A 23987-nucleotide genomic window follows, 5' to 3' on the forward strand; every position below is an offset into this window, starting at 1 on the left:
CGCTGCCTACTGTGAAGAGGGAACCTCTCCGTTGAGGATTGGGAACGTAATCTCATGCAACGAATAAAAGTCAGCTCCCGCTATCCCCATATCCCAACGATCCTGAAGGGCGGCGTCCAATTCGTCAATATCTGAATAGTAGGGAAGCATGCTGACTAGGTCTGCGCAGCTCTCAGTTTGATCAAGCACATGCTGAATGCCATCAGACCAGTCGATCACGACCGAGCGTGTTCTCGGGGTATCCCCCGTGGCCGGGGTCCCATCAATCGCCCGAAGAAGCACCTCATCGAAGGTCAGCGGCTGGTCCTCATTGCTCCAACCACCCCGGACATTGTTAGCATCGTCACCGGTGGTGCAGATGCTAATGAAAGTCTCTCGAATCCTGGCGTCTCGTTCGGACAGGTAATTTCCGGCAGAATCGATCGTAAGCTTCTCGCCTTCCGTCACTAGAGCGCTCGTGGAGCCGCCGGACGGCACATCTTCCGGCACATCTGCGGCACAACCTGCAAGCATCAGAATTACCGGAATCATTGCCAGTGCACTATTGCGCTTCATTAGTCACTTTCGCAAATAGGGATATGGAAAACATCATTCTTGCTTTGTTATTTCCGCAACGAGGGAACTCAGATAAGCGAAGTCGGGTTCAGTTGCACCGCTCGTGCTACGAGCCGCCAACGCTTCATCCGTTTTCTCGACCGATGCGACGTACTGAATAGTAGAAACGACGTCAGCGCAACTCGCAGCAACCTCTGCCAGGTGTGCCATTCCGGCAGGTTGAGCCTGAACGCGGGATGGCAGACCTGGCCTAGCAGGACTTGCAGCTTTTCCATCAAGCGCAAGCAGTAGAGCTGCTTCAAATGAGGACGGCTCTTCGCGATAGATCCACGCGCCCTTCACCTTAAGCGCGTCCTCCGCATTTGTGCAGATTTCGACGATGGAGTTACGCGAATCCATTTGCGAGATCGAGAGCCAGTTGCCTTCGGGGTCTGAAATCATCTCGTCGCTGGCATCAACCCCGACAGCTGATCCGTCGGACGTCGAAGCGTCGTCCTGCAATGCCTCCGGGTTGATCTGTACACCGCAGCCGGACAGCAGGAGAGGAATGAGAACAACAGCAAAGGCGGAGCCGTACTTACGTCGCATCGCGGCGTCCTCTCGGGTTTGACCGCACGGTAGCGGTTCGGAAGGTCCCTGCACAACTCTCAGGACACGGTGTCCACCCGGTAGTCCACCAGCGCCTTCGTCTGGCAGCGCCGGCAGCCGCGCACGACGAACCAAGCCTTGCCCGCGAAGCCGACGTTCTCGACCGTCACGGTCTGCTTGAACGTCTCCCATGTGTGAGCGCAGGTCGTCGGCTTGGTGCGGGCGGTACGACGCGCCTCGGTCGCGAGCTTGATGCGAGCGTGGAGGGCGGAGCGGAGGGCGTCGAGGTGGTCGGTCACGCGAGGAGGTCCGAGTTCTCGTGAATGTTGCCGATGACCTCCAGTGCATCCCACTGAAGCCAGTCGTCGATCTGTCCCGCTTCGTCCTGTTTGAAGGCACCGTCTTCGTACACGACCGACACCAGCCGAGTAATCTCCTCTCGGTCACCCCAATTGCTCTTCCAGAAGTATTTCAAGATGTCGCCCTCGTAGATCTCGACGCCGTTCTTGTCGTAGAGGCCGGTGAACTGCATGACCTCGATGTCGCCAAAGAACTCGCTACTGCGAGAGCTCCCGATCTCCTTCGTCAGAAAGACCTCGCCCTGCTCCGGTTGCTCGTCCGTCACTTTGTGCCACACCATGTCATCTACGAGGTACATACCCTTCTGGCGATGCAGCGAGTTGAAAGGTTGCCATGCCCTGAACTTGATCTCCCTACTCATCTCTCGCCTCCTCTTCCTTGTAGATCTGCACCTTCTCCCGCACGTCGACGTTCGCCCACTTCCACGCCAGCCCGCCGAGCTTGAGTCGATGGGTCAGCTCCACGCTCTCGTCGTCGTAGCCGAAGTCCTCTGCCCGCTCCATGCGGCGCACGAGGGCCTGGTCGGAGGTACCGGCGAACTTGGCGGCGATGCTGTGCTCTAGGTCGGAGTCCATCAGGCGTGCTCCTTGTTACGCTGGCGCAGCTCCCAACGAAGATCGTTTCGTCCTGTCACTACGTAGTCGTAGGGGTCGATGTCCCCGGCCTCGTTCTGCGGACCGAACACCGGATCATCTGAACCGATCAATTCCTCCGCATAGGCACGAGAATACTGCCGCACGTAGTCGACAAGTGACGAGGCCGCCATGACCACCTCGGACAACTGTTCTTGAGAGCAAAGACCAGACGACTTACCGAACCTTATGAAGGTCACGTGGCTCAGTATTTCCTTGCGCATATCCTCGTCAGTCATCGCTGACCTCGCCCATAATCGCTATACGTTCGCGTCAGCTCGGTGTCGTACTGCACCGGAGTGCGGTCTGCTCGTCGCAGGTTGAGGATGAATTGCTTGATCTTCTTCATTGAAGTGTTCCTGTTTAGTTATCTGCTTTCACTATGCGCCTATCGGTTCAATTAGTCAATACTATTCTTCACTATAAGAATCGCTCGTAGGCGCCACTGTTGTACGCGCTCCAGGGCGAGAACGAACCTCGCCCTGCGTAGATCGCCCATGCAGCGCGGACGTTCGCCTCGGCGTCGAACCGCTCCTCGTCGCCGATGAGCCCGCTCGCCACATGGACGCTGTTGACCTGCATGAGGCCAGCGTCGTTTGACCCATTGCTGTTCGCGCCGTTGAATGCGCTCGGGTCGCAGCCGCTCTCGGCCTGCATGACAGCGAGCGCAACATCGACGTCCCACGCGTACTGCGCGAGCAACGGTCGATACTGTTCGCAGCCGCTCGCTGCTGGTGATGGCTCCTTGACGCTCTGAGAGCTCGTGTGCGGCTCGATCGGTGCGCGAGGTGGCTCTGGTTCCGTCTGTGGTTCAACTGGAACGCTGGCGACGGTGTCTAGCGTTCGATGGCTAAAGACGCGGCAGCTACGGCTGCGTTGATCTGACGGTCGTTCTCACGAGCCAGCATCCAGCCGGTGATGACGCCGAGGGACGCGGTGACGAGGATGGTCACGATGAACCATGGGAGGACTCGCGACTGGAGTGCCCGCTTGAGCGCATTCGGTTGCTTGCTCGGGATGAACTTATCTTCGTGTGTTGTGTTGCTCATATTCAGTTGTCCTTGTTTAGTTGTGCTTACTTGACTTCCGCGAACGTGACCTTGGTCGGCGCTGCGTAGTTCTTGATTGCTATTAGGTGAGTCATGTTTGTGTTTCCGTTTATGTTTGACTATCCTTACTTATACGCCTTATCGTAACAATAGTCAATACTTTTCTGCTATGATCTGGCTACGTTACCGGGACGAACAGGGGTGGGATGACATGAACGATGAGGAAGAGCGCATCGGCCGTAATGAGGCAACGGACTACATCGGCGGCGTCGGCGTAGAGCTGTACAAGTACGTCAACGGCCAGGTGTTCATCAACGTGCTGAACGAGGACGGGACTGTCACAGAGTGGAGCGAGTCGGACCCCTCCAGCCGATGGGGCGGCACGTGGCGGACCTCACACCCACAGGGACCGATGAAGTACTTCAACCCGACCCTCCGCATCACCATCAACGGTCACGTCGTCACCGTCGAAAAGCGTGCGCACGAAGGATGGGTGCTGGAGGAGAGCCACGAGGGCCGCAGCAGCGACGTCCGGTTCGAGCGGCGCTAGATCCTCCGCACCGCGTTCGCCCACACCCAGGCGTCGAGCTTCGTCCCGTCGCTCATGCTCCACTCGATGTGGACGCCCCTGTCGTTCCACTCGACGGCGTACGCCTCCAGCACGACGGGCTGCTCAGCGAAGCGCACCCAGGCGCGGACCTTCACCGTCTCCCCGCGCCGGGCAGGGCTCTTCGCCAGGTCCAGCTCCTCGGGCGTCAGGCTGACCGGCTCAGGACGTACGCCGGCCTCCGCGACCCGCTGGCTCATCAGGCGGTCGTAGTGGTCGGCGTAGCGTCGATTCGATCCCATGGCCTCAGACGGTAGTCGAACGTATGTTCGAACGCGAGACGACGCGGCGTGTCCTACGGTTGCTCTGTGAGCGACGACAAGTCCGCGGTCCACCCCGTTGAGTGGCCTGCCATCTGGTGGCGAGATCAGGCGTTCTGGCGCGAGGTAGCGACTCGAACGGTAGCGGGCACCGCTGCGATCGTCATCGTCGGTTCCCCAGTTCTCATCTACGCGTGGATCAATGACCTGCTCCCGGGGGATCAGGTCTGGGCGATTGTGATCGGCGTCTCCATGTTCACCGTTGCGGCCCTGACTTGGTTCACTGCTTTCGTGCTACACAGGTTCAGGCCGGCTAACGCGGTAGTCGAACTCGTGCGGCACCGTCGCTTAATGAAGCGAATAGCTAGAGCCCCAAAACCTCTCGATTCACCAGAGTACGACGCGGCCTCGGCGGAGCTTGCAGTCCTGGAACCGAAAAAAGTCAGATGGCTGACAGACCGCATCGTTCGTCCAGTAATCGCCATCCCCGTCGCCTGGACACTGTTTGGGTGGACTGCTTACCGCTTCTGTAACTTCCTACTGGAGAGCTCCAATTAGACCCTCCTCCCCTACTACTGAGGAGCGAGCCCGCTGAACCGATCACAACCTACTCGTACGTCACGGCCAATGCTCACGAGGCTTCCCTCGGCTTGACAGTTGGGTTCTGGTCCAACCGTGACTTCTTGGTAGTTCAAGCACTCTGTAAGAGAAGTGATTTGATGGTTAGTCACGGCTCACTACACCTGAGGGTGCTCGCTCTTGCTGCCTTGGCTTGTTCTTGCACTCCACGGAGGGACAGGGGTTACGGCTAGCGGTGCAATTTTGATTGAGGATATGTGAGAGGTCGCAAGACTCGAACTTGCATCTTCATCACCTCCTGGAATGACATCTGGCCAGTTAGACGAGACCTCACAGCTATCCTCAAAGACAGACTGCGTACTGTTCGTTGTAAAAGTATTTACCAAGTAGCAGGACTGTCGTATAATGAAGGCAGCATTGAAGGCCACCCGCTCTACCCGAGCGGGTTTTCTTTTCCCTATCTAACTTGATGGTTCAGCAGCTTCAGCATTGAAGGCGCTTGAACTGTGCCTGATTATGAGCCAGCAGTCGAGTTTAGTCAATCTAATCCACTCGAATTCGACGGAATTAGACTAGGCAAACCGGCCATCCTCCCCCATACTACGAAACATATGGGCGGCGACTTACTCAAACTCACGAACAAGCAGTACACAGTGCCGCCAGACATCAAACGCCCGCAGAGCGCGGTGGACGCTGAGCGGGCGGAGGGATTGAAGCGAGAGCGTTACCAGTCGCAGATCGTCGAGCGATACCGTCGATACGCTCCACGAAGGCGCTTAAGCGCCGAAGTTGAGCCAGAAGACACAGGACACGACGGCGAAAGTACAAAGAGTTAGAAGCGTCTCGCGCTCTAAGCTCCTACGGCGATGACGATACGTGCGGTGGTTGATCCGTCGAGTCCTTGGACCGGTGGGCTTACGGCGGAGTGGCGTCAGATCGAGGATCTCACCAGTAGTCGTGTCGACGATCATGCTGCTACTCCCCACGCGTCCGCTTTCTCACACCACGTGCGGTTGGCTTCAATCTCCGCCGCGCGTTGCGTGAACCGGCTAAATGGGCGTGCCACTACTTGCTGGCTATATTGCTGTCTGATGAGTCCGAGTCGCGTCATATTCTGTACCTCTTTAGTTATGCTTTTATTATGCGCTCACCTCGAGAAATAGTCAATACTTATATGGTGCGTTAACCGAAGATCAAAGGCGCGAACGCAGAGGCCGTGGAGACAAGGAATAACTCAGAGTCGCCCTCGCCGTGCTGCTTGATCCAGTAACGCAGCTTGGCGGCTCTCTCGTCGTCTGGTGCTATGAACAGCACGTACGGCACGAACGACTCCGCCGCGTTCATCGCGGCTACGTAGCTCGTCAGCTTCTCGGTGATCTGTGCCTGGCGCTCCGTGCCCATGTCGATCTCAACCCAGAACGCCAGGTTGCGCCGCTTCCCGAGGTCCGCGATGTCGACGAACAGGTCTGGCCGCACGATGACGTTGCCGACCTTCCGGTGGCTCTCCGGCTCAGCGTCGAAGCTCTCGATGCGGATGCGCCCCCGCTTCTGGTAGTCCAGCAACGCCGTGTAGGCGTCCGCGATGGCCATCGTGTGCAGCTTTACCGCGCGGAACGGCCAGTACGTCCCCTCCTTGCCACACAGCGCCCACCCCTTGCGTCCGAGCTGGAAGACGAACTGACCGCTACCTGCCCCTGTGCCTCCGATCATGCGTCGCTCTAGGCGTGAAAGGAACTTCTGCTCGACGAGGCGCGCGAGGGCCCGGTACATAGGGGTGTCCGAAGAGCCCTCGAAATGCATTGTCCGAATGTGGCCGGCCGCCAACTGTCCGAAGCGTCCAACGGACAGGACTATTTGGCGGTCACGGTCGAGGAGAATCATGGAAGCGACTATGGGGCACGACAGTACGCGTGTCAACGCGGCGCCGATCCCTGTGCTGGCGCGGATCTGCCGTGGGTCGACCGGCACGTCTCCACCACAGCGATCCACACACCCAGCGGAACGACAGAAGTGCGACTCTTTCAAGATGTGGATAAGTCCATACAATTTCAGCAGACAAAAGTATTGACTATTCGTGACATAAGCGCATAATGAGACACAGGAAGAACGCGGGACACAAAGTTTGGTCCGACAGTCGCTCATCCATGGATACCAAAACTAAACAAGGGGGACACAATTAGGACAATCACACATGGAAGAAGGCACCTGGAAGATCGAGCGTGCTAGCTACGGCAGCGGGGCTACTAAAGTCAAAGCAACGGATCAATGGGATCCACTCATGCGGACAGCACTTAAGGAGCTAGGACAGCGAGAGACAGAACGAACCGGACAGAAGATATCGGTCGTCACACTACTCACCAACCTGAGCGTCCGAAACGGCGCGTTCGCGATCGAAAAGAGAAAGGAGCTGCGACAGATACTACGACAACTAAAGAAGGAGAACACACATGGCAGAAGGGTCAGCAGAAGCTAACACGCTCGCTCAAGCGCTCGTAGAGTTCCGAGCAGAGATGACAGTCGTGAAGCGCACTACCTCCGGTCAGGCAGGGTCACGAGCGTACAAGTATGCCGACCTGGCGACCGTCGAGGAGACAGCGCAGCCATACCTAGCGAAGAACAAGCTCGCGGTTACGCAACCGATCAACACTGAGGAGAACGGTTTCACCTACCTCAGCACCGTCATCCGGCACGAGTCAGGCGAGAGCGAGACGAGTCGTCTCCGCATCCCGATCGAGGGACTGCGACCGCAAGAGGTCGGCTCGATGATCACCTACTACCGTCGATACGCGTTCACTGCGAACCTCGGCATCGCCATCGAAGGCGAGGATGACGACGGCGACGAAGCTGAAGGATCGAAGGTAGTTGTCAGCCGAAAGGCTGCGGCTCCGACCGCCAAGCCGGCCAGCGAGAGCCAGGTCGCACTCATTGAGTCCCTCGCGAAGCGCAAAGGCAAGGACGACGAGTGGGTGCTCAGCACGCTTGAGAAGGTGAAGAGCAGCGCGCACGCATCTACGGTGATCACCAAGCTCCAAGAGTTGGAGGACGCGCAGTGAACGTCTTCGAGTACTTCAGCGACCACGAGCAGGACATGACGGCCGAAGCCGAGATCCTGGAGCACGAAGCGGGGTGCGCTCAGCCCGGCACCTGCCGAGCATGCCTACGCGAGAACGAACCGCGAGACAGTGACGGCCTCTGCGCCCACTGTGAGAGCACGCCAGCACGAGCACAGCTGCTCCCACTGCTGGCACCACTACAACTAACGGGCACGGCCCAAGGAATCTAGAGCATGCCGAAAGCACTTACCAAGATCAAGTTTCATTCAATCGCGCGGGACGTCAAAGACGGACGCCGCACGGTCGCCGAGATGGCGGAGTTCCATCACGTGACGCCTCAGACGGTCCGTACGGTCCGACGCACGAAGACGTGGCCAGCGTTTGTCCTGCACAAGCAGCAACGCTCGTCGTACATCGCCAACGCGAAGGACCAGAAGTTCCACGCGGCAGAGAAAGCGGGGCTCAAGCCTGTACGCCGTGCTACTCCGCCGGTACTGACGGGCGTTGAGCAGAGACTGCAAGACGGCCTGGACCAGCTCGCGCTGGTACCGACACGGGATGAGTTTGAATCAGCCGTCGCTGAGTTGAACCGTCGACTCGACCGACACGTTGAGATGATCTCGGCAAAGAAGGACAAACGAACCTGGCCATGGGGCAATCGCTAGTGGCCGGGACGAAAGCAGGCGCAGCGAAGGCGACCGCGAAGATCCTCGCCCGAGATCCGAACTTTTTCAAGAGGATCGGCAAGAGGGGCGGCAGCAACGGAAACACCGGTGGCTTCGCGGCGAATCGCGAGCTTGCCAGCGTGGCCGGCACCAAGGGCGGTCGCATCTCGCGCCGGGGCAGGGCAAAAACTAATGACACCAAGGAGGTGATATGAGCGAGTTCAAGGTAGGTCAAAAAGTCCAAGTGAGAATAGATGCGGGCAAATTCGGTACGTTGAATCACCAGGTGTTGCCTGGCCACCTAGCGCACGTCGAATCAATTGACATCAGCGAGCCCTATTCCTATAAATTGAGGACAGCAGATGGAACGACCGAAGTATTCAAGGCCGACCAGCTAGAACGATCGACAATCGAATGGGATGATCTCCAAGTCGGTGACATCCTCGTCAATAGTGACGGAGATGAGCGCGAAGTCCTAGGCATTGCTGGAAAGATGATCTTCCTTGACAACGGCGAAGGCGAGCTGGGTGAGTGGGACACCGCTAAGTACCTGCAGAATTACGACTGGACCATCAAGCAGGGGTCCCCCGCCGACGACACGACAGAGCTGTCCGTCGCGGAGATCGAGACGAAGCTCGGCGTGCCAGCGGGCACGCTGCGGGTGAAGAAGGACTGACCGTGGCAGTGGACTATAGAGAGACACTCGTCACCTACCTGCGCAGTGATGACCTCGACAGCGCAGCTAAGAGTCTTGGCCTCACGAGAGCCGCTCTAGCCGCACGAATCAAGGTGCTGAAGACGGCAGGCGTGAAGGTTCCCAAGCTCCGACGTTCTGGAGGTCTCACCTCCTTCGACGTGGCGCAGCTGAACTCACTCGTGCGCAAGTACGAGGCCGATAAGAAGCAAGCCACCTAGACGTCGCTCGCCACAGAGCAGTGGCGACACACGAACACCAGGACGTCGAGGGAACGGTCAGCGTTCAGCGCGCGGATGAAGCCAGGCTCCAGCCGGCGCCGCTCGCACGCGGTGCAGTAGTACCGATCGAGTCCCTGCGACTCCATGTAGGCGACCACGCGGTCACGGAGCGAGTCCGGACGCTGGATCGCCTGACGCGTCGGTCGTCGACCCAGACGGGACGCGACCAGACGCTGCACCTGACGCTCCGAGATCGAGAGCCCCAGCTCCTCCTTGATGAAGCGGGCTGACATGCCCTTCTGGGCGTAGTAGAGGATCTCCTCGATGTCGTAGCGGTCGTGCATAGATAGAACCATTTAAACACAAGGGGTCAAATGACCGAAATAAAGAAATACCTGCTATCGATCAATGAGGGTAATAAGCTCTCCACGCTAGAAATATTTAGCGCATTGACGCTGGACGAGATTTGTCTCGTCGTGCGCACGAAAGACTGGGTGGGATTCAGTGCAACTGCTGACGGATCGCAGAACATGGTCTACCGAGCAAAGCAGATCGACGGCATACTCGAACTGTCGCAATAGCGTCGAGTCGTGAAATGTATCTTCTGCGACGTTCCCACCAGGGGCCGTGAAGACAGGCCTAGCCAGGCAACAGAACAGCACTTTGTCAATTAGTTCAAAAGTTGGACAGCGCGGCGTGTTCATGGGCTGATATGTATCGCAGACCATGATCTGAAAACTCCGTCAAAGACGACGATGCTGACGACTTTTCCACAGGTCGCGGCCCGCATCGAGCGGCGGCACACTAAAACGTGTCGTACACCCGCTGCTCGCTCCGGGTCACGATTTGTGTTGAATTGGCGATTTCAGCCATTTAATAAGCTCCTCGCGAATTTGCTGCGCGGAGAAGCTTGCACTCATTGCAGTCGAGTTCAAGTTCTTCTTGTCAGAATAAGACGTTAACTTGACGGGCTGCTTCTTCATCAGCTTCAATGTCTTGGTGCGGAACTCGTGGCCAGCAAGCCATGCTCCGCTACCACCTTCCATCGCGATCATTTCCGCTGCGTTCTCCACCCTGAGCTTCAAGCTCAGACGCTCCGCTTGTCTCCAGTCACCATCCGCCGACTTGAGACAGAGATCGAACGCTTCGGTAACTAGGTCGAGGCAACGAACCAGCAACTCTTGTCGTCTTTCCAAAGTCCGATTGGTTTCCGCGACCATAACCGCGGAAGCGGCTTCTGCGGTTCGCTTTCGGAAGTCGCGACCCTGAATCGAAAGCGCGATCATGACGGACAGGATGATGCTCAAGAAGGCGGCGATCAGTTCAAGCCAGCTCGTGCGTCCCTCGACTTGCGACCACCACTGCAAAACGTCGTCGAGCAGAACGCTGAGATCCACAACCACACCCTACGGGTGACCAACCACATCAACGAACACCGAAGGAGGTGACATGCAACAGAACCAGCTACATCAACCAGGAGCGTCCAAGTGATCGCGCTCCTCCACCGCATCCTGCACGACATCGGTCGCTGCCCACGCCAACGAGCACACCACCCTTGCGACGGCGGTGATCGCTGCGGATGGGACGCCGCATGATCGAGGCCTACCCACTCCAGTGGCCCGCGAGCTGGCCGCGCACGAAGTCGCCTCAGACGGCCAAGTTCAAGACGCCGTTCTCGTACGCTCGCGATCAGCTACTCAATGAGTTGAGGATGCTCGGCGCGCGCAACGTCGTCATCAGCTCCAACATGATGACGAGACAGGACGGACTGCTCTACGCGAAGCAACGGATGCCCGATGACCGCGGCGTCGCCGTGTACTTCGACCTCGACGGTGAGAGCCAGTGCATCCCGTGCGACAAGTGGACGCATGTGGATGACAACCTTCAAGCCATCCGCCTGACAGTTGAAGCCCTACGCGGGCTCGACCGCTGGGGAGCGAAGGAGATGGTCAAAGCCGCCTTCCGTGGCTTCAAGTCCCTACCCGCCAGCGCGATCGTCACGCCCTACCAGTCGCGACTCTGGTACGAGGTGCTGGAGGTTCAGCCGAGCGCGGGCGCCGATGTCGTGCGAGCTGCCTATCGTCGCAAACTCCTGGCCAACCACCCCGACCAGGGAGGTGACGTCGCCCTGTTCCACGAAGTACAGAAGGCCTTCAAGGAGTCAGGCGCGTGAGCGAGCGTCAGCCGCCCATCGACGTACCGAGCAACGCTGAGCTGCTGGAGTCGATCTTGATGATCGAAGGACGGTTCGGTGACAGTTACAACCGCTTCCACAACTACAGCCTCCGCAACCTCGGCTTCCTGGCGATGCAGGGCTGCCCGCCGTCCCCCGTCGCCACGTTCAAGCGCTGGCAGGAGCTCGGCTACCACGTGAAGAAGGGCGAGAAGGCGTACTCGATCCTCCGCCCCATCACCGTGCGCCTCAAGGGCGACGAGAGCGCCGCTGAACCGGCACCTGACACAGAAGCCGAGCTGCCGAAGACGATGCGCCGGTTCAAGGTCGTCCGTGCGCTCTTCCACTACGCGCAGGTGGCCGGCGAAGGCGAGCTGCCTCCTTACGTGCCGCCGAACTGGGATGAAGACCGCGCACTCGAGACGCTGAATGTCACTGAGGAGCCGTTCCGCCTCTACAACGGGAACGTCATGGGGTACTCCTACGACCGCACCATCGCCGTTTCCCCTGTTGCTCCCTACCCGTTGAAGACACGGATGCATGAGCTGGGTCACGTCGAGCTTGGGCACACGTCCGACGAGCCCGAAGAGGAGGAACTCGGCGGGATGCATCGTGGCACCGCAGAGTTCGGCGCGGAGTCGACGGCCTACCTGGCGATACACCAGATCGGCGCGGAGGACCAGATGGATCCGAGCGAAAGCCGCGCGTACATCCAGCAGTGGCTTGCGGGAGGTGAACCGACCGAGACAGACATCCGTCAGGTCTTTGGAGCCACCGACCGGATCGTCAAAGCTGGTCAAAATAGCATTGACCAACAAGAATAGAAATGCGAATATCAGTGTGGAAGACCGTTATCGTCCACTTAGGCGGTGAGCGTCAATACCGTGGCAGACGTACCGTGTGCGCAACGTAAAGAAGCACAGCCGCCTCGCACCTTGAACAAAACGACAGATTGAGCACGTGAGAAGCATGAAGGATGAATGCTAGGCGAAAGTTACGCCGATGGCAGCGAAGACGGAGACGTCTCGCCGGGGTGATCCTCAGTCCGATAACTGCCCAAACTGCGACGTTCGAATCGTCGCCTCACGATGCAGTCGTTGCACAACCTCTGGTCGACGGGTAACCACCCTCCGCTCGTCGACCTCCTAGTTCCGCGCATGGAATCCCACCTTGCGTGCGCGGAACTAGGAGGACACAACTATCGAACGCACCACTCCCCCAGATCCCACCGGCCCCGCTCTCTTCAGGCTGGAGACGCTCTACGCCCTGCAACCTACCGAGACACGGGCCGAGCACGCTGCTCGCATCGAGGAGCACCGCTCAGCCGTTCTGGACCGCATCGGCTGGGTGAACCTGCTCCGTGAGGACCGAAGCATCGGCCTGGCCGAGGACGAAGCCACTCCCGAGTTCTGGGCGTGGGCGGAAGACAATGAGGACACCACGGACCAGGCGCTCGACGAGCTGGTCAGAACGCTCACGCTTCAAGCGGACGCCGCTGCTGCTCAGCGAGCCCTCGCCGGCCTGACTGACCGCACGCTCCGACTGAGAAGCCGGAGGCTTGGTGACGGAGACCTGCATGCGTAGGGCGATGCTGCCCAACACCGAGTCGGTCGTCCAGCAGCGGGTCTGCCTCTACTTGAAGACCCACTACCCCGACGTCATCTTTCGCTCAGACTTCGCCTCCGGTCTGAAGCTCACGATCGGACAAGCGAAGCTCCACAAGAGCCTGCAGTCCAGCCGTGCTTGGCCGGACCTGGTGATCTACGAGCCGAGAGGCGTCTCTCAGGGCCTCTGTATCGAGCTGAAGCGAGACGGAGTGGTCGTCTTCAAGAAGAACGGGACCCTTCGCGCTGACGAGCACCTGGAGGAGCAAGCCGCGATGCTCGCTGCGCTTAAGGACCGTGGATACACAGCACGATTCGCCATCGGCTACGACGCAGCGGTGGGCCTGATCGAGGAGTATTTCGCTCCCGCCTCTTCGTGATCGGAACTGCGCGCCCAACACCGGGCGTGCTAACCAACCACGAGAAGGATGTGATGAGATGCCCAAGGGCCTCGTTGTACCGGCTGACACAGAGCAGCCGCTGGAGCTTCGTTCGTTCGATGACTTTACCGAGTACCAGACAGCGGTCGGCGGCACGTTCGACGTGATCGAGCTGACCAACCCGGAGTCGTCGCTCTACCTGAACGACGAGGGCAAGATCAAGAACCTGCCCGCCAACCTCAGAGCCACTCTGCTTCTGTGGGCACACAACAGCGCCTTCCGGCATCGGGACTTCATCTCGGGCGACGTCGTCCTCATGGGCGCCGTCGACGAGGAAGGGGACACCGTCGACCTGCCGGACGAGCTGATCAACCTGCTCACCAAGACGAGCCGGTTCAAGACTCAGGTGCAGACGGGTGGCGAGGACTGGGCCGGCAACGGTATGACGTTCGACACATGGACGTCCGCCTACAACGCCGTGCTCGACCTCGCTGGTCGCTGGCTCCTGGTGACCGAGGTCCGGGTCATCCCTGCCTGAACGTGAAGAGCCCCGCAGCCAGCGGGGCTTCTTCTTTGCGACACGCCCGAGATTTAGCTCTGGCATGACAACTTTACCGGGCTTCGCCTGGTGACCATGGAACACCACAGAGCACCATAGGGCCTCATAGCGGCTGATAGCGGCGGACGATCAGGACAAAGTCTTTCGACATCAGCGGCTCGACACCAGAGGTGGTCGGTAATCTATTCGCAACGGAGAGAGAGCTAGTCGAGACGGGACAAAGTTCCGGTTCGACGTCACTGGGTGAGGGGAATCATGTCTACGAACGGCATCGATAAGGAGCGCAACAACGAGCTTTGGCGTCGGGTAGGGGTAGTCACTGCGGTCGGCAGCTTCGTCCTCAACGTCGTTCGAGTCTTCACCAGGAATTGAAAGGGCCCCCACCCCCCGCGAGCAGTCGGGTCGCTCAAGCGAAGGGTGGGGGCGTCGGTGGACCGGTCAGGAGTTGGGCTTGTAGCCCTTGCGACGGCCCTTGAGGCCATCGGCGTTCTCCAGCACGGCGCTGATGTTCGGCGCGAGTTTGTTAAATTCGGCCAGGGTGACGACCATCTCGGTCGTCACCCCGTTGCGGATCTCCAGCGACACCAGGTTGGCGGCGGGCTTGAGATCCTTGACCTCGATCGGGAGAGCGTCGAACTGCTTCGGCTCATCGAGATCGGGGTGCTGGCGGACAATGATCGTGACGATCTCGTCCTCGGTCGCTTCCGCACCAGTGAGGTCACTGACGCGAATTTGGCGGAAGCCCATGTGGACTCACACTCCTTCTAGTTGGTGACCTGCACGGGATGTGTCGGCCTGGGCATTAGTAAGAAGCATGCGGACTCGATCGTAAACCGTAGAAATTACAACAGACTTAACGACCCCCGTTTGAGACAATAGAAGTACACATGCAAGACCACTTCGACCTCAGCACCTACGTCAACAACTCCACGCTCGCTAGTGGCGTCCCGCTGGTCGTCGAAGCCGATTCCGTAGTCGCCAGCGCTGCGGCTCTCGTCGCGACGCGTCTCGCAGAGCCGCCTCTCCTCGCCGCGTAGGCCGTCAGGCAGCCACGAACCCACGGCCACGATCTGCGCCCTCCTACGGCCCGATCAGGGCCGTTTCTGGCCTCTTCGAGCGTGGTGTGCTTGGCTACTTGTTACGTCGTCGAGGAACAGCACTCCCCGGGTGGCGCGGGCGACCGCGCCGGGCCGGATGCGGCCGCTGCCCCCGCCGACGATCGCTGCGGACGAGGCGGAGTGGTGCGGACTCTCGAACGGCGGTCTGCGCACCAGCGCGCCACCGGTCGGCGCTCCGACCAGCGAGCGCATGCAGGTGGCCTCCAGCGCTGCGTCGTCATCGAGGTCGGGGAGGATGCCCGGCAAGCGCGAGGCGAGCATCGTCTTCCCGGCGCCGGGAGGCCCGAGCAAAAACACGTGGTGCCCGCCCGCCGCCGCGACGACCATCGCCTCGGCCGCCTCCTCGTTCCCCACCACGTCGGAGAGGTCGAGGCGGGCCTCCGGCTCGGACACCGTCTCAGCCGGCGGCGCGGCCTCGGGGAGCACCGGCACTTCCCACTCGGCTCCGTGCCAGACGGCGGCCGCCGCCAGCGAGGAGACCGCGATCACCTCGACGCCGTCGACCAGCTCCGCCTCGAGCCGGTCCTCGACGGGGACCATCACGCGGCGCCTGCCCTCGCGGGCGGCCGCGAGCACCGCGGGCAGCACGCCCGGGACGGAGCGCAGCCGGCCGTCCAGGCCGAGCTCCCCGATATGGACGACCGCGGCGACCGACTCCGCATCGACCTCACGGAGCGACGCGAGCGCGGCCAGCCCGATGGCGAGATCGAAGGCGGAGCCGTGCTTGGGCATCGCGGCCGGCGAGAGGTTCACGGTGATCTTGTACTCGGCGATGGTGCTGCCGGAGTTGATCGCCGCCGAGCGCACCCGCTCCTTCGCCTGCGCGAGCGCGGCGTCGGGCAGGCCGATGATCACCATGCCCGGGGTGCCGTCGGCCGAGTGGGCCTCCACCCCGACCACGGCTCCCGCGAAGCCGACGAGACCGACCGCGGAGGTCCTCCCCAGGCCCATCAGGCCACCGCCCGCAGGTGCCGGATCTGCGACGGGACTCCCCCGGGAGCGACGATGCCGACCGCGTCGATCCGCAGATGCCGGGAGCGCTCGTGATGCTCGTCGGCCCAGGCGTAGGCGAGTCGCCGCAGGCGCTGCGCCTTGGCCCGCGTGATGGCCTCGACCGGCAATCCGAAGCGCGTCGACGAGCGCGTCTTCACCTCCACCACGACCAGTGCCGACCCGTCGCGGGCGACGATGTCGAGCTCGCCCTCGCGGACCCGCCAGTTGCGGTCGAGGATCTCGAATCCGTTGTCTCTCAGGTGCGCCGCCGCGATCTCCTCGCCGCGCCGCCCCAGTTCGTCCTTGTCCATGCGTCCTCCTGCCGGAAGCGTGCCGGAGCAGGAACGAGCGCTGTACGGCCGGGAGGGGATCCGGGGAGAAGAGGGCCGAGGAGGCGGGTGGGGAGGGACGTCGGGCCGGAGTCTTCGGACGCCGCCGGGGGCGGCTATGCGACCAGCAGGAGGAATCCACGTTGCCTGAAGACGAGACCTGCGGAGCCGCGGATCCGAGAGAGCTCCGGAGCGGGGTGGGGCTCCGGGCTCCGGGTCTCGATGCGCCGTCGGAGGCGGCTACGCGACCAGCAAGGGGTCCGGAGCCTGCCGCGACAGAGGGCTACTCGTCGAGCGCGAGCTCCTTGGGGAGCTCGAACTCCTTGCGGGAGAGCTCCTCGACGTTGACGTCCTTGAAGGTCAGCACGCGCACCGACTTCACGAAGCGGTCGGAGCGGTAGACGTCCCAGACCCACACGTCGCGCATGGTGAGCTCGAAGTAGAAGTCGTGCTCGGTGTCGCGGCGGACCAGGTCGACCTCGTTCGCCAGGTAGAACCGGCGCTCGGTCTCGACGACGTACGAGAACTGCGAGACGACGTCGCGGTACTCCCGGTACAGTGCCAGCTCGACCTCGCGGTCGTAGTCCTCGAATTCGTCCTCATCCATCGTTGGACAATCCTACGCCGAGCCGACGGGCACGAACGCCGGGACCGGCTCCTCGACGCTCTCCCGCGACTTCGACAGCCAGGTCACCCGGTGCAGCGGGGATGGGCCGACCCGCTCGATCCCCGCCCAGTGCGCGGCGCTGCCGTAGCCCTTGTTGCTGTCCCAGGCGTAGTCGGCGAAATCGTCGTGGTGGCGCACCATCTGACCGTCCCTGCCCACCTTCGCGAGCACGGAGGCGGCGGAGACGGCGGCGCAGTCGCGGTCGGCCTTCACGCGGGTGACGATCGTCAACTCGGCCGCCCACTCGCCCAGCGCGGGCGTCAGCCAGTCGTGAGCGCCGTCGAGGAGGACGACGGCGGTGGCGAGGTCGACGCCCTTGTCGGCGAGGCGCTCGATTCCCCTCGACGCGGCGCGGCCGAGGCCGGCGATGATCCCGGTCTCGTCGATCTCGTCCGCCGAGGACTCGCCGATCGCCCAGGCCGAGACCCACTTCGCCACCCCCGGCAGGAGCGCCTCGCGGCGGGCGGGAGCGAGCATCTTGGAGTCGCGGAGCCCCTCGGGGAAGCGCCCGCAGCGGCTGCCGATCGACACGACGCCGACCGAGACCGGACCGGCGATCGCGCCGCGGCCGACCTCGTCGCAGCCGATGACCGTCTCGTAGCCCTGCCGGAAGAGGCGCCGCTCCTGGGTCAGCGTCGGCTCGGCGACGACCACCTAGCCCTGCCCGCTCTGCGCGTCGTCCGAGCCCTCCTCGGAGGCCTCGGTGTCGACTCCGCGGAACACCGACGGGTAGTCGTCGAGCCACGCCCACTGCTGCACGGGCCAGGTCACGAGGATCGCGCGGCCCACGACGTTGTCGATCGGCACGAAGCCGCCGCCCGGCTTGTCGGTGTTGTAGCGGGAGTCGGCGGAGTTGTAGCGGTTGTCGCCCATCACCCAGAGCGAGCCCTCGGGCACGACGACGTCGAAGGGGGTGGCCGAGACGGCCTGCACCCCGTCGGGCAGCTTCACGTAAGGCTCGTCGATCGGGTTGCCGTTGATCTCGACCTGGCCGAGCGGTGTGCAGCAGGTCACGTGATCGCCGGGCAGGCCGATGACGCGCTTGATGAGGTGGTCGTTGCTGTCGGGAGCGGTGAGGCCGACGAGCGCGAGGGCGGAGTCGACCGCGGCCTGGAACGGCGGCACGTTGGGCTCGGAGCTCGGCGAGAGCCATCCGCCGGGATCGCGGAAGACGACGACGTCGCCGCGCGAGATCTTCACCACTCCGGGTACGAGCTCGTTCACGAGGATCCGGTCGTTCTCGACGAGCGTCTGCTCCATGGAGGAGGAGGGGATGTAGAACGAGCGGATCAGGAAGGTCTTCACGAGGAAGGAGACGAGCACCGCGACCACGAAGATGATCAGCACGTCGCGGAGGAAGAGCAGGACTCCCCGGCGCTTGCGCGGGCGCTTCTCGGACGGATCCGCCGAGTGGCGGGCGTGGTCCTCGCCTCCGGGGAGGCGGACCGGGGCCGTGCTGTCTGTCATCGCTCGCCGTCGCCCCTACTGTGCATCACCGGGTGGACTCCCCGGACGGATCGCCCCCGAGAAAGGGAGGAACCCCGGTCCATCATAGGTGGACCGGGGTTCCCGAGAAGTCGTGCGGATGCCGCTCAGGCGTCGCGCTTCTCCTTGATCTTGGCCTTCTTGCCGCGCAGGTTGCGCAGGTAGTAGAGCTTCGCGCGACGGACGTCACCGCGGGTGACGACCTCGATGTGGTCGATGACCGGCGAGTGCACGGGGAACGTGCGCTCGACGCCGACCTGGAAGCTCACCTTGCGGACGGTGAAGGTCTCGCGGACGCCCTCGTTGGAGCGGCCGATGACGACGCCCTGGAAGACCTGGATGCGCGAGCGGGAGCCCTCGACGATGTTGACGTGGACCTTGACGGTGTCGCCGGCGCGGAAGTCCGGGACATCGCTGCGGAGGGACGCCGCATCGACGGAATCGAGGATGTGCATGCTGTATCGCTCTCCGTGCCCGCCACAGGTCGAACACCGTTTCGTTGATGGAAGTCGGTCGTGCCCACGTCGTCGCGGCTCCCCTGTGGCAGAGCCTGCGCGAGGCACACGCGCTCATTCTGCCATGCCGCGTCGATCCGAGTCAAAGCAGGGTCATGAGCAGGGCAGGGTCACCCGGAGGCAGAGCCGCGCAGAGGGCGGATCCGTCGAGAGGGCCGAGCCGAGGAACAGGGCGGGGCCTCGCAGTGGGACAGCGCCTCGCGGGACGCCCGACCCCTCAGAGGACGATGGTCTGCCCGTCCTGCGGGCGCTCCGGATCAAAGCCCTCGCCGGCGACCGGGCGGTGAGCGCCCTCGGCCTGCACGGACGCCGCCTCCGAGAAGGCGAGGAGAGTGGCCCTCGCGTCGGCGAGGAACCGCCACCCCGAGTGCCAGAAGGCCGCCACTCCGAGGACCACCGAGAGCAGGCCCAGCGCCCAGGCGCCGGGCGGGAAGAAGCCGAAGGCGATCAGGGAGAGGTGCCAGGCGCCGACCACGGCCACGTCGCCCCACGCGGGAGTGCGCGTGGGCCGGACGGTCACCCGGAATGCGACGATCGCGGCCACAGCCGCCAGCGCGACCGCCAGAATGGGGAGGGCGATCACCAGGCCGAGCACGGTCCAGCCGCTCGATCCTCCGAAGACCCCGTAGCCGAGGAGGATCCACAAGGGCAGCACGATCGCCGCCGGGAACTGCCAGGAACCGAATGCCCGTCGCGTGCGCATGCACCGACCGTACCCACCACCGCTGAGCGACGGCTCAGCGGACCCCGAGAGGATCAGGATGATCGAGCTACGCACCCCCGCCGAGATCGAGGAGATGCGTCCCGCCGGCCGCTTCGTCGGCGAGGTACTGAAGGCCACCTCCGCCGCCGCCGCGGTCGGCGTGAACCTGCTGGAGCTCGACCGGCTCGCCCACGACATGATCCGCACGGCCGGCGCCGAGTCCTGCTACATCGACTACCACCCCTCCTTCGGCGCCAGCCCCTTCGGCAAGGTCATCTGCACCTCCGTCAACGACGCGGTGCTGCACGGCCTGCCCTTCGACTACCGGCTGAAGGACGGCGACCTGCTGACCCTCGACTTCGCCGCCTCCGTGAACGGCTGGGTCGCCGACTCGGCCATCAGCGTCGTGGTCGGGACGCCGCGCGAGGAGGACCTCGCCCTCATCGACACCACCGCCCGCGCGCTCGAGGCCGGCATCGCCGCCGCGCAGCCCGGGAAGAAGATCGGCGACATCTCCGCGGCCATCGCCGCCGTCGCACACGCCGAGGGCCTGTCCATCAACACCGACTTCGGCGGCCACGGCGTCGGCCGCACGATGCACGGCGATCCGCACATCCCCAACGACGGACGCGCCGGCCGCGGCTACCCGCTCCGCCCGGGCCTCGTCGTCGCGATCGAGCCGTGGTTCCTGCAGACGACCGACGAGATCTACACGGACAAGGACGGCTGGACCCTCCGCAGCCGCGACGGCTCGCGCGGCGCCCACATGGAGCACACGATCGCCATCACCGAGACGGGGAACATCGTCCTCTCCGCGCGGGACTGACTGCAGATGGACAGTACCGCTATCGGATAGCGATACTGTCCACGTGCGAATCTCGGAGCTCAGCCGCAGCAGCGGCGTCAGCCTGCCCACGATCAAGTACTACATCCGGGAGGGGCTGCTGCCGCCGGGCGACGCCGCCGGCCCCCAGCGGGCGGAGTACGGGGACGCCCATGTCGCCCGCCTGACGCTGCTCCGGGCGCTCATCGAGAGCGGCGGCGTCGGTATCGCCGGCGCGAAGCGGATCACGGCCGCGCTCGACGCGGGCGTCGGTCCGACAGCAGCGTTCGAGGTGGCGCAGGACGTGGTCTCCGTGAGCGCCGACTCGACCGCGTCCGCCACCGAGGCGTCGACGCGGCGGATCGCCGAGGCCGCGGGCTCCGACCACTGCGGCCACCCTGCCGTCGCGACGGCGGCACGGGCGCTCGACGCGCTCGAGCTCTCCACCGGACCGATGAGCGCCGGCTGGCTCGAGACCTACGCCCGCGCCGCCGCCCTCGTCGCCTCCGCCGACCTCGACGAACTGCAGGCCCGCGAGAGCGTGAGCGAGCAGGCTGCCGTCGCCGCCGTCGGCACCGCGCTCGGAGACGTGGTGCTGCAGTCGCTCCGGCGCGTCGCCCAGGCGCGCGAGACGCAGAGCCGCTTCGGCTCGACGGAGGTGCCCCGATGAGCGCCGCGACCGAGACGCCCGCGCCCACAGCCTCCGCTGCTCCGCACCGGCCGCTCCTGGTGCTCGCTGCCGCGATGGCGGTCGGCGCCCTCCTCTGCGCGATCGCGCTGGTCGTCGATCCCCGCGAGCTCGGCGGGCAGCCGCTCTGGGGCAAGCCGCTGAAGTTCTGCCTCTCGATCGCGCTGTACGCCGTGACGCTCGCCCGGCTGATCGGGCTCGTGCCCCGCCGGCGCCGCCCCGCCCGAGCGCTGGGCACGGTCGCGGCGGTCGGCCTGGCGGTCGAGATGGTCGTGATCGGAGGCGCCGCCCTGGTCGGCGAGCGCAGCCACTTTGACGTCTCCACTCCCCTGCACGCCGCGCTCTGGGCCTCGATGGCCGTCTCGATCGTGGTGGTCTGGCTGGCGACTCTGGTCCTCGCCGCCCTCCTGGCGCGGGTGCCGCTCGGCGACCCGGCGCTGACGCTCGCCGTCCGCGCCGGACTCGTGATCGGGCTCGTCGGGATGGCCCTCGCGTTCCTGATGACGGGGCCCTCGCCCGGCCAGATCAGCGACTACCAGGGCGTCGTCGGCGCGCACGCCGTCGGAGTCGCGGACGGCGGACCCGGCCTCCCCCTCCTGGGCTGGAGCACCACGGGGGGCGATCTGCGCATCCCGCACTTCGTCGGGATGCACGCTCTGCAGGGGCTCCCGCTGCTCGCGCTGCTGCTCGGACGGCTGGCAGCCCGGATCCCCGTCCTGCGCCCCGGATCCACCCGGCTGCGGCTCGTCGCACTGGCCTCGGCGGGCTGGGCGGCCGCGGTCGCCCTCACCTGCTGGCAGGCGCTGCGCGGTCAGGCGCTGACCGCACCGGACGCGCTGACCCTCGCCGTCGCTACTGTGGCCGTGGTCGCCCTCGCCGGAGGGACGATCCTCACCCTCGCACGAACGGAGGCCCGCGCATGAGCCGGCTGCACCGCGGCTGGACGCCGCTCGGGATCGTCTACCTCGTCCTCGCCCTCGCCGGGCTGATCGGGACCTGGACCTGGAACGTGAGGGCTATGCAGGAGGGCGCGGACCTGCTCGCCGGCCTCGCCGCAGGCGGGCCGTGGGTGTCGTCGTTCTCGACCGACCTGCTGGTCGTCGCGATCGCGGCCGTCGCCTTCATGGTGGTGGAGGGCCGCCGGATCGGGATGCGCCGCGTGTGGATCCTGGTGCTGCTCGCGCCGCTGGTCGCCCTCGCGTTCGCGTTCCCCCTCTTCCTCGCCCTCCGCGACCGGCACCTGGCCCTCGCGGCCCGGTGACCGTGCGGCGAGGGGCTAGGGAAGCAGTTCGGGGCGGACGCGGCGCGTGCGCTCGACGCTCTGCTCGTGGCGCCAGGCGGCGATCGCCCCGTGGTTGCCGCTGAGGAGCACCGGAGGGACGTCGAGGCCGCGCCAGGAGGCCGGCTTGGTGTAGCTCGGGTACTCGAGCAGCCCGTCGGAGTGGCTCTCCTCGACCAGGCTCGCCGGATTGCCGACCACGCCCGGGACCAGGCGTCCGACGGCCTCGATCATCGCCATCACGGCGACCTCTCCTCCGTTGAGGACGTAGTCGCCGAGGCTGATCAGCCGGACCCGCGCGCGCTCGGCGGTGTGGTCCACGACGCGCTGGTCGATGCCCTCGTAGCGGCCGCAGCCGAAGACGAGGGTGGACTCCTCCGCGAGCTCGCGGGCGGTCGCCTGGGTGAACAGCTCGCCCGCGGGCGACGGGAAGATCACGACGGGGTCGTCCGCGCCGTCGAGGATCGTGTCGAGCGCCTCGCCCCACGGCTCCGGTCGCATCACCATGCCGGCGCCGCCGCCGTAGGGCGTGTCGTCGACGGTGCGGTGGCGGTCGTGGGTGAAGTCCCGCAGGTCGTGCACGCCGAGCTCGATCAGCCCGCTCTGCCGAGCACGGCCGAGCAGGCTGATGTCGAGCACGCCGAAGAACTCCGGGAAGATCGTGACGATGTCGATCCTCACGACCGGGGCTCCTCCTCGGAGGCGGCGTCGGAGGCGGCCGGGGGCTCGTCGTCGGCGGGCTCCTCGAGAGCGGAGTCCGCGTCATCGGAGGCGTCCGGCGCGTCGGCGTCCGCAGGCGCGCTCAGCGCCGGGTCCGCGAGGTCGACACCGCTGAGGTCGACCGCGGCGGGCTCCTCCTCGGGAGCCTCCTCGAACAGGCCGATCGGAGGCGTGACCGTGACGATCCCGGCCGCGGCGTCGACGGAGGGGACGATCGCGTTCACGAACGGCACCATCACCTCGCCGGAGGGGGTACCGACGATGAGCAGGTCCTGCGCGGGGAAGTGGTCGACGCGGCGGACGGTGCCGACCTCGACGCCGTCGCGGACGACCTTCATGCCGACCAGCTGGTAGTCGTACCAGGAGTCGTCCTCGCCCGGCTGGGTCTGCACCTCCTCGTCGATCCAGAGGATCGCCTTCAGGAGGGTCTCAGCGGCGTTGCGGTCGTCGACGCCTCGGAAGAACGCGACGGGGTGGCTGTTGTACCAGCGCAGCTCGACGAGCTCGAGCTTCTTGCCGTGCCACTCGGAGGTGCGCGGGACCTGCAGCGTGAACGTGGATCCGGGGGTGAAGCGCTTGTCGGGCTCGTCCGTGTAGAGCTCGAGCTTGATGGCGCCCTTGAGTCCGTGGGCCTTGGTGAGTCGGGCGACGCGGAGCTGCGTCGTGCCCGGTCCGGTGACCGACACCT

The 23987-nt window shown here is 63.8% G+C and carries 40 protein-coding genes; 17 read left to right on the forward strand and 23 right to left on the reverse strand.

Annotation, left to right across the window (positions count from 1 at the left end):
* Positions 1 to 6: 6 nt before the first annotated feature.
* The 8 genes from C5C57_RS17685 to C5C57_RS05625 form a co-directional block, all read right to left on the reverse strand.
* The gene (locus C5C57_RS17685; protein WP_146082372.1) at positions 7 to 555 is read right to left on the reverse strand and encodes a hypothetical protein; all 549 of its coding nucleotides are present in this window, start codon (positions 553 to 555) and stop codon (positions 7 to 9) included.
* A gap of 33 nt (positions 556 to 588) precedes the next feature.
* Positions 589 to 1143: a hypothetical protein gene (locus C5C57_RS17690; RefSeq protein WP_146082373.1), complete on the reverse strand. Its 555-nt coding sequence runs from the start codon at positions 1141 to 1143 to the stop codon at positions 589 to 591.
* A 59-nt stretch (positions 1144 to 1202) separates the two neighbouring features.
* On the reverse strand, positions 1203 to 1442 hold the full coding sequence (locus tag C5C57_RS05600) for a hypothetical protein (protein ID WP_104297403.1): 240 nt from the start codon (positions 1440 to 1442) through the stop codon (positions 1203 to 1205).
* Positions 1439 to 1864: a YopX family protein gene (locus C5C57_RS05605; protein WP_104297404.1), complete on the reverse strand. Its 426-nt coding sequence runs from the start codon at positions 1862 to 1864 to the stop codon at positions 1439 to 1441. Before C5C57_RS05605 ends, C5C57_RS05600 begins: the two co-directional genes overlap by 4 nt.
* Positions 1857 to 2078 (reverse strand): hypothetical protein, encoded by a 222-nt coding sequence (locus tag C5C57_RS05610; protein ID WP_104297405.1) that lies wholly within the window; start codon positions 2076 to 2078, stop codon positions 1857 to 1859. The genes C5C57_RS05605 and C5C57_RS05610 overlap by 8 nt, the downstream gene beginning before the upstream one ends.
* A complete protein-coding gene (locus C5C57_RS05615) occupies positions 2078 to 2374 on the reverse strand; it encodes a hypothetical protein (RefSeq protein ID WP_104297406.1) in 297 nt (98 codons plus the stop codon). Before C5C57_RS05615 ends, C5C57_RS05610 begins: the two co-directional genes overlap by 1 nt.
* Positions 2375 to 2555: 181 nt before the next feature.
* Positions 2556 to 2837 (reverse strand): transglycosylase SLT domain-containing protein, encoded by a 282-nt coding sequence (locus C5C57_RS05620; RefSeq protein WP_219827747.1) that lies wholly within the window; start codon positions 2835 to 2837, stop codon positions 2556 to 2558.
* A 134-nt stretch (positions 2838 to 2971) separates the two neighbouring features.
* Complete coding sequence (locus C5C57_RS05625; protein WP_104297407.1) at positions 2972 to 3184, reverse strand: hypothetical protein; 213 nt, start codon at positions 3182 to 3184, stop codon at positions 2972 to 2974.
* A 169-nt stretch (positions 3185 to 3353) separates the two neighbouring features.
* Between C5C57_RS05625 and C5C57_RS05630 the strand changes: the two genes are divergently transcribed.
* Positions 3354 to 3734 carry a hypothetical protein gene (locus C5C57_RS05630; RefSeq protein ID WP_104297408.1) on the forward strand — a complete coding sequence of 127 codons (381 nt, stop codon included), beginning with the start codon at positions 3354 to 3356 and terminating at the stop codon, positions 3732 to 3734.
* On the opposite strand, the gene C5C57_RS05635 is transcribed toward C5C57_RS05630, so the two are convergent.
* Positions 3731 to 4033 carry a hypothetical protein gene (locus tag C5C57_RS05635; protein WP_104297409.1) on the reverse strand — a complete coding sequence of 101 codons (303 nt, stop codon included), beginning with the start codon at positions 4031 to 4033 and terminating at the stop codon, positions 3731 to 3733. The genes C5C57_RS05630 and C5C57_RS05635 overlap by 4 nt on opposite strands.
* A gap of 66 nt (positions 4034 to 4099) precedes the next feature.
* Here C5C57_RS05635 and C5C57_RS17695 point away from each other — a divergent pair, with 66 nt between their 5' ends.
* Positions 4100 to 4609 carry a hypothetical protein gene (locus C5C57_RS17695; RefSeq protein ID WP_146082374.1) on the forward strand — a complete coding sequence of 170 codons (510 nt, stop codon included), beginning with the start codon at positions 4100 to 4102 and terminating at the stop codon, positions 4607 to 4609.
* Between the two features lie 1203 nt (positions 4610 to 5812).
* On the opposite strand, the gene C5C57_RS05640 is transcribed toward C5C57_RS17695, so the two are convergent.
* Positions 5813 to 6511 (reverse strand): replication-relaxation family protein, encoded by a 699-nt coding sequence (locus C5C57_RS05640; RefSeq protein WP_181069102.1) that lies wholly within the window; start codon positions 6509 to 6511, stop codon positions 5813 to 5815.
* A gap of 566 nt (positions 6512 to 7077) precedes the next feature.
* On the opposite strand from C5C57_RS05640, the gene C5C57_RS05645 reads away from it, so the two are divergent.
* From C5C57_RS05645 to C5C57_RS17710, 5 genes are all read left to right on the forward strand, one after another.
* Complete coding sequence (locus C5C57_RS05645) at positions 7078 to 7683, forward strand: ERF family protein (protein ID WP_104297411.1); 606 nt, start codon at positions 7078 to 7080, stop codon at positions 7681 to 7683.
* A 233-nt stretch (positions 7684 to 7916) separates the two neighbouring features.
* A complete protein-coding gene (locus C5C57_RS17700) occupies positions 7917 to 8348 on the forward strand; it encodes a hypothetical protein (RefSeq protein ID WP_146082375.1) in 432 nt (143 codons plus the stop codon).
* Positions 8333 to 8563: a general stress protein gene (locus C5C57_RS05650; protein WP_219827748.1), complete on the forward strand. Its 231-nt coding sequence runs from the start codon at positions 8333 to 8335 to the stop codon at positions 8561 to 8563. Before C5C57_RS17700 ends, C5C57_RS05650 begins: the two co-directional genes overlap by 16 nt.
* Positions 8560 to 9024 carry a hypothetical protein gene (locus C5C57_RS17705; protein ID WP_146082376.1) on the forward strand — a complete coding sequence of 155 codons (465 nt, stop codon included), beginning with the start codon at positions 8560 to 8562 and terminating at the stop codon, positions 9022 to 9024. Before C5C57_RS05650 ends, C5C57_RS17705 begins: the two co-directional genes overlap by 4 nt.
* A gap of 2 nt (positions 9025 to 9026) precedes the next feature.
* A complete protein-coding gene (locus C5C57_RS17710) occupies positions 9027 to 9263 on the forward strand; it encodes a hypothetical protein (RefSeq protein WP_146082377.1) in 237 nt (78 codons plus the stop codon).
* On the opposite strand, the gene C5C57_RS05660 is transcribed toward C5C57_RS17710, so the two are convergent.
* Positions 9260 to 9607 (reverse strand): hypothetical protein, encoded by a 348-nt coding sequence (locus C5C57_RS05660; RefSeq protein ID WP_104297413.1) that lies wholly within the window; start codon positions 9605 to 9607, stop codon positions 9260 to 9262. The two genes, C5C57_RS17710 and C5C57_RS05660, sit on opposite strands and share 4 nt — an antisense overlap.
* 30 nt (positions 9608 to 9637) lie before the next feature.
* Between C5C57_RS05660 and C5C57_RS17715 the strand changes: the two genes are divergently transcribed.
* The gene (locus C5C57_RS17715; protein ID WP_146082378.1) at positions 9638 to 9844 is read left to right on the forward strand and encodes a hypothetical protein; all 207 of its coding nucleotides are present in this window, start codon (positions 9638 to 9640) and stop codon (positions 9842 to 9844) included.
* A 258-nt stretch (positions 9845 to 10102) separates the two neighbouring features.
* On the opposite strand, the gene C5C57_RS05665 is transcribed toward C5C57_RS17715, so the two are convergent.
* The gene (locus C5C57_RS05665) at positions 10103 to 10660 is read right to left on the reverse strand and encodes a hypothetical protein (RefSeq protein WP_146082379.1); all 558 of its coding nucleotides are present in this window, start codon (positions 10658 to 10660) and stop codon (positions 10103 to 10105) included.
* Positions 10661 to 10854: 194 nt separating this feature from the next.
* Between C5C57_RS05665 and C5C57_RS05670 the strand changes: the two genes are divergently transcribed.
* On the forward strand, positions 10855 to 11436 hold the full coding sequence (locus C5C57_RS05670; protein ID WP_181069104.1) for a J domain-containing protein: 582 nt from the start codon (positions 10855 to 10857) through the stop codon (positions 11434 to 11436).
* Positions 11433 to 12260 carry an ArdC-like ssDNA-binding domain-containing protein gene (locus tag C5C57_RS05675; protein WP_104297416.1) on the forward strand — a complete coding sequence of 276 codons (828 nt, stop codon included), beginning with the start codon at positions 11433 to 11435 and terminating at the stop codon, positions 12258 to 12260. The genes C5C57_RS05670 and C5C57_RS05675 overlap by 4 nt, the downstream gene beginning before the upstream one ends.
* A 496-nt stretch (positions 12261 to 12756) precedes the next feature.
* Here the strand turns inward: C5C57_RS05675 and C5C57_RS17720 are convergent, their stop codons facing one another.
* Positions 12757 to 13014 (reverse strand): hypothetical protein, encoded by a 258-nt coding sequence (locus tag C5C57_RS17720; protein WP_146082380.1) that lies wholly within the window; start codon positions 13012 to 13014, stop codon positions 12757 to 12759.
* Between the two features lie 10 nt (positions 13015 to 13024).
* Between C5C57_RS17720 and C5C57_RS05685 the strand changes: the two genes are divergently transcribed.
* The gene (locus C5C57_RS05685) at positions 13025 to 13420 is read left to right on the forward strand and encodes a hypothetical protein (RefSeq protein ID WP_146082381.1); all 396 of its coding nucleotides are present in this window, start codon (positions 13025 to 13027) and stop codon (positions 13418 to 13420) included.
* 58 nt (positions 13421 to 13478) lie between these two features.
* Positions 13479 to 13958 (forward strand): DUF3846 domain-containing protein, encoded by a 480-nt coding sequence (locus C5C57_RS05690; RefSeq protein ID WP_104297419.1) that lies wholly within the window; start codon positions 13479 to 13481, stop codon positions 13956 to 13958.
* A 459-nt stretch (positions 13959 to 14417) separates the two neighbouring features.
* Here the strand turns inward: C5C57_RS05690 and C5C57_RS05695 are convergent, their stop codons facing one another.
* Entirely contained in the window at positions 14418 to 14726 is a 309-nt protein-coding gene (locus C5C57_RS05695) for a hypothetical protein (RefSeq protein WP_104297420.1), read from the reverse strand.
* A 140-nt stretch (positions 14727 to 14866) separates the two neighbouring features.
* On the opposite strand from C5C57_RS05695, the gene C5C57_RS18035 reads away from it, so the two are divergent.
* A complete protein-coding gene (locus C5C57_RS18035) occupies positions 14867 to 15016 on the forward strand; it encodes a hypothetical protein (RefSeq protein ID WP_181069106.1) in 150 nt (49 codons plus the stop codon).
* A gap of 54 nt (positions 15017 to 15070) precedes the next feature.
* On the opposite strand, the gene C5C57_RS05705 is transcribed toward C5C57_RS18035, so the two are convergent.
* The 7 genes from C5C57_RS05705 to C5C57_RS05735 all read right to left on the reverse strand — a co-directional run bounded on the left by C5C57_RS05705 (position 15071) and on the right by C5C57_RS05735 (position 19789).
* Positions 15071 to 16048, reverse strand: a complete 978-nt coding sequence (locus C5C57_RS05705) for an ATP-binding protein (protein ID WP_104297422.1) — start codon at positions 16046 to 16048, stop codon at positions 15071 to 15073.
* A complete protein-coding gene (locus C5C57_RS05710) occupies positions 16048 to 16401 on the reverse strand; it encodes a YraN family protein (protein ID WP_104223901.1) in 354 nt (117 codons plus the stop codon). Before C5C57_RS05710 ends, C5C57_RS05705 begins: the two co-directional genes overlap by 1 nt.
* 301 nt (positions 16402 to 16702) lie before the next feature.
* The gene (locus C5C57_RS05715) at positions 16703 to 17026 is read right to left on the reverse strand and encodes a DUF2469 domain-containing protein (RefSeq protein WP_055792576.1); all 324 of its coding nucleotides are present in this window, start codon (positions 17024 to 17026) and stop codon (positions 16703 to 16705) included.
* 12 nt (positions 17027 to 17038) lie between these two features.
* The gene (locus tag C5C57_RS05720) at positions 17039 to 17740 is read right to left on the reverse strand and encodes a ribonuclease HII (RefSeq protein WP_104247627.1); all 702 of its coding nucleotides are present in this window, start codon (positions 17738 to 17740) and stop codon (positions 17039 to 17041) included.
* The gene (lepB, locus tag C5C57_RS05725) at positions 17741 to 18553 is read right to left on the reverse strand and encodes a signal peptidase I (RefSeq protein WP_104223903.1); all 813 of its coding nucleotides are present in this window, start codon (positions 18551 to 18553) and stop codon (positions 17741 to 17743) included. It abuts the gene before it with no gap.
* 125 nt (positions 18554 to 18678) lie between these two features.
* Positions 18679 to 19026 (reverse strand): 50S ribosomal protein L19, encoded by a 348-nt coding sequence (gene rplS / locus C5C57_RS05730; protein ID WP_104223904.1) that lies wholly within the window; start codon positions 19024 to 19026, stop codon positions 18679 to 18681.
* Positions 19027 to 19303: 277 nt separating this feature from the next.
* Positions 19304 to 19789 carry a hypothetical protein gene (locus tag C5C57_RS05735; protein ID WP_104247628.1) on the reverse strand — a complete coding sequence of 162 codons (486 nt, stop codon included), beginning with the start codon at positions 19787 to 19789 and terminating at the stop codon, positions 19304 to 19306.
* A gap of 58 nt (positions 19790 to 19847) precedes the next feature.
* Here C5C57_RS05735 and map point away from each other — a divergent pair, with 58 nt between their 5' ends.
* The 4 genes from map to C5C57_RS05755 are packed head-to-tail and all read left to right on the forward strand — an operon-like array spanning position 19848 to position 22561.
* Entirely contained in the window at positions 19848 to 20615 is a 768-nt protein-coding gene (gene map / locus C5C57_RS05740) for a type I methionyl aminopeptidase (RefSeq protein WP_104247629.1), read from the forward strand.
* Positions 20616 to 20658: 43 nt separating this feature from the next.
* Positions 20659 to 21282 (forward strand): MerR family transcriptional regulator, encoded by a 624-nt coding sequence (locus C5C57_RS05745; protein WP_104226873.1) that lies wholly within the window; start codon positions 20659 to 20661, stop codon positions 21280 to 21282.
* Positions 21279 to 22223: a hypothetical protein gene (locus C5C57_RS05750; RefSeq protein WP_104297423.1), complete on the forward strand. Its 945-nt coding sequence runs from the start codon at positions 21279 to 21281 to the stop codon at positions 22221 to 22223. Before C5C57_RS05745 ends, C5C57_RS05750 begins: the two co-directional genes overlap by 4 nt.
* Entirely contained in the window at positions 22220 to 22561 is a 342-nt protein-coding gene (locus C5C57_RS05755; RefSeq protein WP_104223909.1) for a DUF2834 domain-containing protein, read from the forward strand. The genes C5C57_RS05750 and C5C57_RS05755 overlap by 4 nt, the downstream gene beginning before the upstream one ends.
* Positions 22562 to 22576: 15 nt before the next feature.
* Here the strand turns inward: C5C57_RS05755 and trmD are convergent, their stop codons facing one another.
* Together trmD and rimM are read right to left on the reverse strand one after the other, a co-directional pair.
* Complete coding sequence (gene trmD / locus C5C57_RS05760) at positions 22577 to 23260, reverse strand: tRNA (guanosine(37)-N1)-methyltransferase TrmD (protein ID WP_104226875.1); 684 nt, start codon at positions 23258 to 23260, stop codon at positions 22577 to 22579.
* A complete protein-coding gene (gene rimM, locus C5C57_RS05765) occupies positions 23257 to 23985 on the reverse strand; it encodes a ribosome maturation factor RimM (protein ID WP_104247631.1) in 729 nt (242 codons plus the stop codon). The genes trmD and rimM overlap by 4 nt, the downstream gene beginning before the upstream one ends.
* Positions 23986 to 23987: the final 2 nt, after the last annotated feature.

It is taken from the genome of Rathayibacter sp. AY1C5, assembly GCF_002931705.1.
In the GTDB taxonomy this organism is placed as follows: Bacteria; Actinomycetota; Actinomycetes; order Actinomycetales; family Microbacteriaceae; genus Rathayibacter.